An 8,940-nucleotide genomic window follows, 5' to 3' on the forward strand; every position below is an offset into this window, starting at 1 on the left:
GGCTGTCCAGTCGAAGGGTTGTCCGCCGCCACCGTAGCCAGGGACATGGGCATCGATCAGCACAGCCCGCGCGGCGGCAAAACGCTGCACGTATTCTAGAAGATCGAAGCCAGCCGCACCAGCGCCCAGCGGTATGCGCGCAGCCCGTATCCAGGGACGGGGACCGGCCAGAGCCGCGCACTGCTCGGGCGTCTCGTCGCCGTGAAACTGCAGCAGCGCGTTCGGTACCGCCTGCAGGCCAGCGGCGACCTCGCCGGCCGTGGCGTTGACGAACAGCAGCACCGGGGTGACGAACGCGGGCAGGCGGCGTGCCAGCTCGGCCGCGCGCCGGGCACTGACGTGGCGCGGGCTGGCTGGGTAGAGCACGAAGCCGATCGCGTCCGCGCCGGCGGCGGCGGCATGGTCCACGTCGGTCTCGCGGGTCAGGCCGCAGATTTTGATGCGGGTGCGTCGCATAGCGGTGGGTGGTGGGCACGGGCAAACGCGGCCCGATGCGAGGAGGTCAAAGGGGCAGCCAGTCGAAGGCTGGGGTGCGCTGCGGCAGGCCCAGGTCGGCATCGTACACGGGGCCCAAAAAGTACAGACCGTCCGGTGCAAAAGTCGGCGCGGCGATCTCGCGCTTGCGCGCATCGCGCACGGTCGCCAACCAGTCGGGCGGGCGCAAGCCCTGGCCCACGGCGATCAGGCACCCCATGATATTGCGGATCATATGGTGCAAAAAGGCGTTGGCCTCGAAATCGAAGCGCCAGTAGGGGCCACGGCGGTGGATATCGATGCGGTGCAGGTGCTTGACGGGCGACAGGGCCTGGCATTGCGCGGCGCGAAACGCGCTGAAATCGTGCTCCCCAAGCAGGTGCTGTGCGGCTCGCCGCATGGGCTCGAGCGCCAGCGGACGAAACACCCAGCCTGCGCGCCCGGCTTCGACGCTGGGGCGCACGGGCGACTCCAGCAGCACATAGGCATAGCGGCGCGAACGGGCGCTGTTGCGGGCATGGAAGCTCGCAGGCACCGGCTGCGCCCACTGCACCGCAATGTCGCTGGGCAAATAGCGATTGGTGCCTCGCACCCACGCGTTCATGCTGCGCTCGACCGGGGCATCGAAATGCACCACCTGATTGAGGCCATGCACCCCGGCGTCTGTACGGCCGGCGCACAGGGTGGCAATGGCGGGCACGTCGGCAAAGGCGGCCAGCGCCCGCTCCAGCCGGTCCTGCACCGTTTGCCCCCCGGGCTGGCTTTGCCAGCCCTGGTAGGCGCTGCCCAGATAGCTCACCCCCAGCGCGATGCGCATCGCTCGATCACGGTCGTCTTGGCGTGGCGCGCGGCTCAGGCCAGCTGCGCCAAGAAGGCTCGGGCGCGTTCCTGCAGATCGCCGCTGGCCTCGGCCACGACCTCTTCGGCCAGCGTGCGCGCACCGTCCACATCGCCAATGGCCTCGAACTCGCGCGCCAGCGACAGCTTGGTCTCCAGCGGGTCGTTGTCGTCCAGCTCCTCGATAGGCTCCAGGCTGGACGGGTCGTTGGCTGGCGCCGCCGCACCGGCCGAACCCGCAGCGGGTGCCTCGTCCGTGGGCAGATCGAGCGAGAGGCCCTCCAGTGAAGGCGGCAGCCCCGCGGTGGCAGCCCCGATCGGGGCTGGCTGCGGGGGCGACTCCGGGATCTCCAGATCGAAGTCCATGCCGGCCGTGTCGCCTGACAGAGCGGCGTCCTTGGGGTCTGCCGGATAGGGTGCCACCGTCTCGGTCTGCGCAGCGGATGTTTCCGCGGCTTCTGGCGCTACCGCGCCCAGGTCCAAATCGACGTCCAGGTCGCCGGCGCGTGGGGATGCCGTAGCAGGCTCGGACGCCGTGGCATCGAGGGTCAAATCCAGCTCGGGCAGGGTGTCGTCGACCGGCGCGGCGACCTCGCCACTGGCCTCCGCAGGGCGGTAGAGGGGATTGTCCGGATCGAGGGTCATGCCCAGTGCACAGGCGCGCTCCCACTCGGGGCCTTGGCCCTGGGTTAGGGCGTGCAGTTCACGCGCCGCCGCCTCGAAGCGCGCCGCATCCGGCCGTTGCGCATAAATCTCCAACAACTTGAGCCGCACCGGCAGCCGGTCCGGGTGCTGCCGCAACGCTTCGAGCAGGATGTCTTCGGCCTGCTGGTCGCGGCCGTAGGCCAGGTAGGCGTCGGCTTCGTCCACGGGGTCGACATCGTCTGCCGTGTCGAGCAGGCGGGTCGCGTGCATCGGGGACGATGCTGCGGCTTCATCGTGGGTGTCATCGGCTTGGCTGGCCGCATCGGCACGCGGCTCGGCCAGCTGTTCGGCAGCAACCTGCCGACGGCGCTGCCGGATGCGCCACCCCGCCAGCAGGGCCAGCAATAGGGTCACGCCAGCGGCCGCCGGCACGGTCAGCGGGTGGGCCAGCAGGGTGCCCAGCACGCCGCCTTCGGGCGGGGTGGGGGCTGGCGCCGGCTCAGGTGCCGCAGGCGGGGCCGTCGCCGCTGGGGGCTCCGCTGGCGCGGGAGGCGGTGCCGGTGGCGACACCGGCACCAGTGGACCTGCCCCATCGCCTGCGGTGGCCGTCGGGGCTGGATCGGTCGCTGGGGGCGCAGCCGGTGCGGTGGCTGGGGCCGACGCCGCGGCTTGCCGTAGTTGCTCCAGTTCTTGCAGGTTGCGACTCAGCTCCGCGACGCGCTGTTCGGTCTCGCCGCGCTGGCGCGTTTCGGCGATCTGGGCCTCGACCGGTGCCGGGGCACCAGGCTTGGTCAGGGTCAGCTTGTCCTGGGCGCTGGCTTGTGGTTTGTCTTCGGCCACGGCCGCCTGCACGGTACCGGTGACCGTGCGCGAAGCGGGGGGGGCCGCTTGCGCGGGGGCGGCGGCGGCCAGACGCCGTCGGTATTCGTTGAAGTCCCGCGTCTGTGCGGCGACGATGCGGCGTGCTTCTTGTGGATCGACGCCGGCTGCCGCGGCAGTGTCCGGCAGATCGATGACCGCGCCCGCGCGCACCAGGTTGATGTTGTTGCGGATGAATGCCTGCGGATTGGCGCGCAGCAGCGCGACGAGCATCTGCTCCAGCGTGACGTCGGCCGGTTTGTGCTCGGCAGCGATGCGCCCTGCCGTCTCCCCAGGTCTGACCGTGATCCGCTGGGACGGCGCTGCCGGCTGGGCGGCAGGCCGCTCGGTCGGTGCAATCCGCTGGGGTGTGGCCGGCGTCGGTGCCGGCGGCTGGGCAGGGGGCGCCGATTGCACGAGTTGTGCGTCTGCCACGGCTGGTGGAGGCGGGGCCGGGGGCGCGGATGCGACGGCCGGTGCCACGGGGCTTGGCGGGCGCAGATCGGGCGGATCGAACAGCAGGGTGTATCCGCGCAGCAGCTCGCCGCCCGCCCAGCGGGCTTGCACCACCAAATCGAGGAAGGGCTCGGACACCGGGCGTTCACTGCGCACCACGATGACCGTGCGCCCGTCCGTGCGCCGCTGCACCTCCAGCGTTACGTCTTGGAGCAGGGCGTTGAATTCCAAATTGACCGCGCGAAACCGCTCCGCCGGTGCAATGCCCACCTGCAGACTGGCGGCTTCGGCCTCGGTGATGGCCGGCACGTCGATTTCGGCGCGCAGCGGCTCGCCCAGTTGAGACTGGACCGCAACCCGCCCCAAGGCCAGGGCCCAAGCCTGGCTCGTCAGGGTCGAGGCCAGCGCCGCCGCCCAGGCAACACGCCGCCAGGCGCCGCCGACGCGCCATCCCCTGCCATCCGCCGGATGACCCACGGTCCGCTGGGATGGCAGGCGCAGGGATGAACGGGATTTCGGCACAGGAATCCTTCTTGGACGCATCAGGCAAACGGCGTCGAAAACCATAGCATCAATGTGTTGCGGCGACAAGCAGCAACGGTGTGTGCGCCGGGCTACACCCGCACGGCCCCCGCTGCGCTGCGCTGGGCGTTGCACTCGAGCAACGCCTGGGGAGCCAGGCGCATCGAACTGCCCCGACTATACCCCGTCAGGCCCCGAGTAGGATGCGCAACATGCGGCGCAGCGGCTCTGCGGCGCCCCAGAGCAACTGGTCGCCGATCACGAAGGCCGAGAGGTATTCCGGCCCCATGTTGAGCTTGCGCACGCGGCCCACGCCCACCTGCAATCCGCCCGTGATGGCGGCTGGGGTCAGCTCTTTGACGGTGATGGCGCGGTCGTTGGGCACCCACTTGACCCAGGGGTTACCACTCTTGATGATGGCTTCGATCTCCTCCAGTGGCAGGTCACGTTTGAGCTTGAGGGTCAGCGCCAGGCTGTGGCAGCGCATGGCGCCGATGCGCACGCACAGGCCGTCCACGGGGATGGTCTGTTCGGTGCCCAGGATTTTGTTGACCTCGGCCTGCCCCTTCCACTCTTCCTTGGATTGGCCGTTGGGCAGTTGGACGTCAATCCACGGGATGAGGCTGCCGGCCAGCGGCGCGCCAAAGTACTCGGTCGGAACGTCCTCGCGAATGGCCTGGGCCACCTTGCGGTCGATCTCCAGGATCGCCGAGGCCGGGTCGGCCAGCCGATCGGCCACCGCGCCGTGGATCACGCCCATGCCCTGCAGCAGCTCGCGCATGTGGTTGGCGCCGGCGCCGCTGGCGGCCTGGTAGGTCATCGAGCTGACCCACTCCACGAGGTTTTCGCGGAACAGACCGCCCAGCCCCATCAGCAGGATGGAGTTGGTGCAGTTGCCGCCGATCCAGTTTTTGCCGCCGGCGGCCAGCGCCTTGCGGATCACATGCTCATTGACCGGATCGAGGATGATGACCGCACCCGGCTCCATGCGCAGGGCGCTGGCAGCGTCGATCCAGTGGCCTTGCCAGCCGGCTTCGCGCAACTTGGGGAACACCTCCTTGGTGTAGTCGCCGCCCTGGCAGGTGATGACGATGTCGCATTCGGCCAACGCCGCGATGTCGTGCGCATCGCGCAGCGTTTTGTGTGCCTTGGCCTGTGCTGGGGCGGGGCCACCAGCGTTGGAAGTCGAGAAGAAAATCGGTTCGATCCGGTCGAAGTCGCCCTCGGTGATCATGCGATCCATCAGAACCGAGCCGACCATGCCGCGCCAGCCCACCAGGCCGACCTTGTTGCCTACGTTGCTCATCGCGTGTGCCCTTTCACGAAATGGAAAAAGTGGGGAGAACCTTCTGCGCCCGGCTCGTCCGGCCGGGAGGGCACACGACGAACCAGGCTGGAATCAGCAGGTGATGGGGGTGGTGGTTTTGCAGGCGGTGCGCATGCCCACCGCGGCCGGTGCGGCAGCGGAATTTGGCAGGGACGGGCGAGACGCGAACATGCCCCGGATTCTAACTAACGCAGCGCGCGTACGACGGCATCACCCATGGCTGCGGTGCCGACGATGGTGCAGCCCTCGCTGGCGATGTCGGCGGTGCGCAAGCCGTCGGCCAGCACCTTCTGCACCGCCGCTTCGATGCGCTCGGCCGCCTCGGGCTGCTGGAGCGAGAAGCGCAGCATCATTGCAGCGCTCAGGATCGTGGCCAGCGGGTTGGCGATGCCCTTGCCAGCGATGTCGGGGGCGCTGCCGTGGCTCGGCTCGTATAGGCCCTGGCCGCGCTCGTTGAGGCTGGCCGAGGGCAGCATGCCGATCGAGCCCGTCAGCATGGCCGCCTCGTCCGAGAGGATGTCGCCGAACATGTTGCCGGTGACGACGACGTCGAACTTCTTGGGTGCCTTGACGAGCTGCATCGCCGCGTTGTCCACATACATGTGCTCCAACTCGACGTCGGGGTAGTCGCGATGCACCTCGGTGACGATGTCTTTCCAGAACTGGAAAGTCTCCAATACGTTGGCTTTGTCGACGCTGGTGACCTTGCCGCGGCGCTGGCGCGCGGCCTCGAACGCAACGCGGGCGATGCGCTCGATCTCGGGGCGGCTGTAGCGCATGGTATCGAAGGCCTCCTCAGCGCCGGCAAAGGCCCCATCCGGCGCGCTGCGGCGGCCGCGCGGTTGGCCGAAGTAAATGTCGCCGGTCAGCTCGCGGATGATCAAGATGTCCAGCCCCGCTACCAGCTCGGGCTTCAGGCTGGAGGCGTGGGTGAGCTGCGGGTAACAAATCGCAGGGCGGAAATTGGCAAACAGCCCGAGCGCCTGGCGCAGGCCGAGGATGGCTTGCTCCGGCCGCAGCGGGCGGGGCAGCGTATCGAACTTCCAGTCGCCCACGGCGCCAAACAGCACCGCGTCGGCCTGCTGGGCGAGCCTGAGCGTCGCCTCGGGCAGCGGATGGCCGGCGGCCTCGTAGGCAGCGCCGCCCACGGGGGCGGTCTCCATCTCTAGCGGCAGGGCCAGGGCGCGCAGCACCTTGACGGCCTCGGCGACAATCTCGGGCCCGATACCGTCACCGGGCAGGATGGCGATCTTCATGGATGTCCTGATACTGAGGGGTGAGGCGCGGCTGGGGATGGATCCCAGAGGCACCAGGGAACCTAGGGCGATCGGTCAGCCCGCGAAGGTGCGCGCCAGCCACGGGAAGCGGGCCAGCCGCTCGGCCTCGAAGGCGCGGATCTTGTCGGCGTGGCGCAGCGTCAAGCCAATGTCGTCCAGCCCGTTGAGCAGGCAGTAACGCCGAAACGGCTGCACCTCGAACGGGATTTCGGCGCCGTCAGGCTGCACGATGACCTGGCGCTCCAGATCGATCGTCAGCTCGTAGCCGGGGAAGGCGTACACCTCGTGGAACAGGCGGTCCACGGTGGCCTCCGGCAGCACGATCGGCAGCAAACCGTTCTTGAAGCAGTTGTTGAAGAAGATGTCCGCGAAGCTCGGTGCGATCAGCGCGCGAAAGCCGTACTGCTGGATCGCCCACGGCGCGTGCTCGCGGCTGGAGCCGCAGCCAAAGTTCTTGCGCGCCAGCAAAATGCTGGCCCCCTGGTAGCGCGGCTGATTCAGCACAAAGTCCGGGTTGGGTTTGCGCTGGCTCTCGGGCACACCGGGCTGGCCTGGCTGGTCCAAGTAACGCCACTCGTCGAACAGGTTGGGGCCGAAGCCGGTCTTGTGGATCGACTTGAGAAACTGCTTAGGGATGATGGCGTCGGTATCGACGTTTTCCCGGTCGATGGGCGCGACAAGCCCCTGATGGATGGTAAAGCGCTCCATTTACTTCTTGCCAGCGTCCTGGATGACCTGGCCGCCTTTTTGGATGTCCTTGCCGAGCCCCTGAACCGTGTTGCAGCCCGCAAGCAGCAGGCTCAGACAGACGAGGGTGCAGCACAGCGTACGTTGCATGGTGAGCTCCTTGGGAGGTTAGACGAACTGGCGCACGTCGACGAAATGGCCATGGATGGCCGCGGCGGCCGCCATGGCCGGGCTGACCAGGTGTGTGCGCCCACCCGCACCCTGGCGGCCTTCGAAATTGCGGTTGCTGGTGGAGGCGCAGCGCTCGCCGGGCTCCAGCCGGTCGGCATTCATGGCCAGGCACATCGAGCAGCCGGGCTCGCGCCACTCGAAGCCCGCGGCGCGGAAAATCTCGTGCAGCCCTTCGCGCTCGGCCTGCTCCTTGACCTGACCCGATCCCGGCACCACCATCGCCAGCTTGACGTTGCGCGCCACCTTTTGGCCGAGCTTGCGCACCACGGCCGCCGCTTCCCGGATGTCCTCGATGCGGCTGTTGGTGCACGAGCCGATGAACACCTTGTCGATCGCGATGTCGGTCAAGGGCTTGCCTGGCTGCAGGCCCATGTACTGTAGGGCGCGCTCCATCGCGTCGCGCTTGACCGGGTCCTTCTCCCGGTCGGGATCGGGTACGCGCTCGGTTACGGGCAGCACCATTTCTGGGGAGGTGCCCCAAGTGATTTGGGGAAGGATTTGGCCAGCATCCAGTTCGACCACGGCGTCCCAGTGCGCGTCGGGATCAGAGTGCAGGGTGCGCCAGTGGGCGACGGCTTGATCCCACTCCACCCCGTTGGGGGCCATGGGCCGGCCGCGCACATAGTCCAGAGTCTTGTCGTCCACCGCCACCAAGCCGGCGCGCGCACCTGCCTCGATGGCCATGTTGCACACCGTCATGCGACCTTCCATGCTCAGCGCCCGAATGGCGCTGCCGCCAAATTCGATGGTGTAGCCGGTACCGCCCGCAGTGCCGATGCGGCCGATGATGGCCAGCACGATATCCTTGGCCGTGCAGCCCCGCGGCAGCGTCCCCTCCACACGGACCAGCATGTTGCGGGCCTTTTTGGCCAGCAGTGTCTGTGTGGCCAACACATGCTCGACTTCGCTGGTGCCGATGCCGTGCGCCAACGCACCGAACGCACCATGGGTACTGGTGTGGCTGTCGCCGCACACCACCGTCATACCGGGCAGGGTGGCGCCGTTTTCCGGGCCGATCACGTGCACGATGCCCTGCCGCTTGCTCAGGAACGGAAAATACGCTGCCGCCCCAAACTCACGGATGTTGGCATCCAGCGTGACGATCTGCTCTTTGCTGATCGGGTCGGTGATGCCGTCATAGCCGCGTTCCCAACCGGTGGTGGGCGTGTTGTGGTCGGCGGTGGCGACCACCGACGACACGCGCCACGGCTTGCGGCCGGCCGCACGCAACCCTTCGAAGGCCTGCGGGCTGGTCACCTCGTGCACCAGGTGGCGGTCAATGTAGAGGATGGCGGTGCCATCCTCCTCGGTGTGGACGACATGCTCGTCCCAAATTTTGTCGTAAAGGGTGCGTCCCATGGGCAATTCGCGGTCGCGTCAGGCCGGTTAGGCAAACATTGTATGCTGCCGCGCAGGCGCTGCGGCACGTCGCCTCTGCGCGATGGGCCGACGCCACGGGCAGCCGTGCCGCCGGATGATCGCCAACGCTCGCGCCGCAGCGGGCACACCTGGGGTCGCCGTTGCCCGCTGCACCAGGTGTCCGCACCAGGGCGTCGTATCGCGTGGGTGCGGTGTCAAGCGAACGGTTGGAGCGCTGTGCCATGCCCGAATCCCTCTTTTACCTGC

General features: G+C 68.1%; 7 protein-coding genes and 1 pseudogene. All 8 read right to left on the reverse strand.

Going from position 1 to position 8,940, the window contains the following annotated elements:
- A pseudogene (locus tag P3W97_RS04695) lies at nucleotides 1–456 on the reverse strand (N-(5'-phosphoribosyl)anthranilate isomerase); the annotation flags it as partial.
- Nucleotides 457–502: 46 nt separating this feature from the next.
- Entirely contained in the window at nucleotides 503–1,291 is a 789-nt protein-coding gene (gene truA / locus P3W97_RS04700; RefSeq protein WP_300844260.1) for a tRNA pseudouridine(38-40) synthase TruA, read from the reverse strand.
- 35 nt (nucleotides 1,292–1,326) lie between these two features.
- On the reverse strand, nucleotides 1,327–3,792 hold the full coding sequence (locus P3W97_RS04705; protein WP_300844262.1) for a FimV/HubP family polar landmark protein: 2,466 nt from the start codon (nucleotides 3,790–3,792) through the stop codon (nucleotides 1,327–1,329).
- 187 nt (nucleotides 3,793–3,979) lie between these two features.
- The gene (asd, locus tag P3W97_RS04710; protein ID WP_300844265.1) at nucleotides 3,980–5,098 is read right to left on the reverse strand and encodes an aspartate-semialdehyde dehydrogenase; all 1,119 of its coding nucleotides are present in this window, start codon (nucleotides 5,096–5,098) and stop codon (nucleotides 3,980–3,982) included.
- 206 nt (nucleotides 5,099–5,304) lie between these two features.
- Nucleotides 5,305–6,375 (reverse strand): 3-isopropylmalate dehydrogenase, encoded by a 1,071-nt coding sequence (gene leuB, locus P3W97_RS04715; protein WP_300844267.1) that lies wholly within the window; start codon nucleotides 6,373–6,375, stop codon nucleotides 5,305–5,307.
- 75 nt (nucleotides 6,376–6,450) lie between these two features.
- Nucleotides 6,451–7,104, reverse strand: a complete 654-nt coding sequence (gene leuD, locus P3W97_RS04720; protein ID WP_300844269.1) for a 3-isopropylmalate dehydratase small subunit — start codon at nucleotides 7,102–7,104, stop codon at nucleotides 6,451–6,453.
- Nucleotides 7,105–7,233 (reverse strand): entericidin A/B family lipoprotein, encoded by a 129-nt coding sequence (locus tag P3W97_RS04725; RefSeq protein WP_300844271.1) that lies wholly within the window; start codon nucleotides 7,231–7,233, stop codon nucleotides 7,105–7,107.
- A gap of 18 nt (nucleotides 7,234–7,251) precedes the next feature.
- Nucleotides 7,252–8,673 carry a 3-isopropylmalate dehydratase large subunit gene (gene leuC / locus P3W97_RS04730; RefSeq protein WP_300844273.1) on the reverse strand — a complete coding sequence of 474 codons (1,422 nt, stop codon included), beginning with the start codon at nucleotides 8,671–8,673 and terminating at the stop codon, nucleotides 7,252–7,254.
- Nucleotides 8,674–8,940: the final 267 nt, after the last annotated feature.

The organism is Tepidimonas sp. (assembly GCF_029335975.1).
In the GTDB taxonomy this organism is placed as follows: domain Bacteria; phylum Pseudomonadota; class Gammaproteobacteria; order Burkholderiales; family Burkholderiaceae_C; genus Tepidimonas.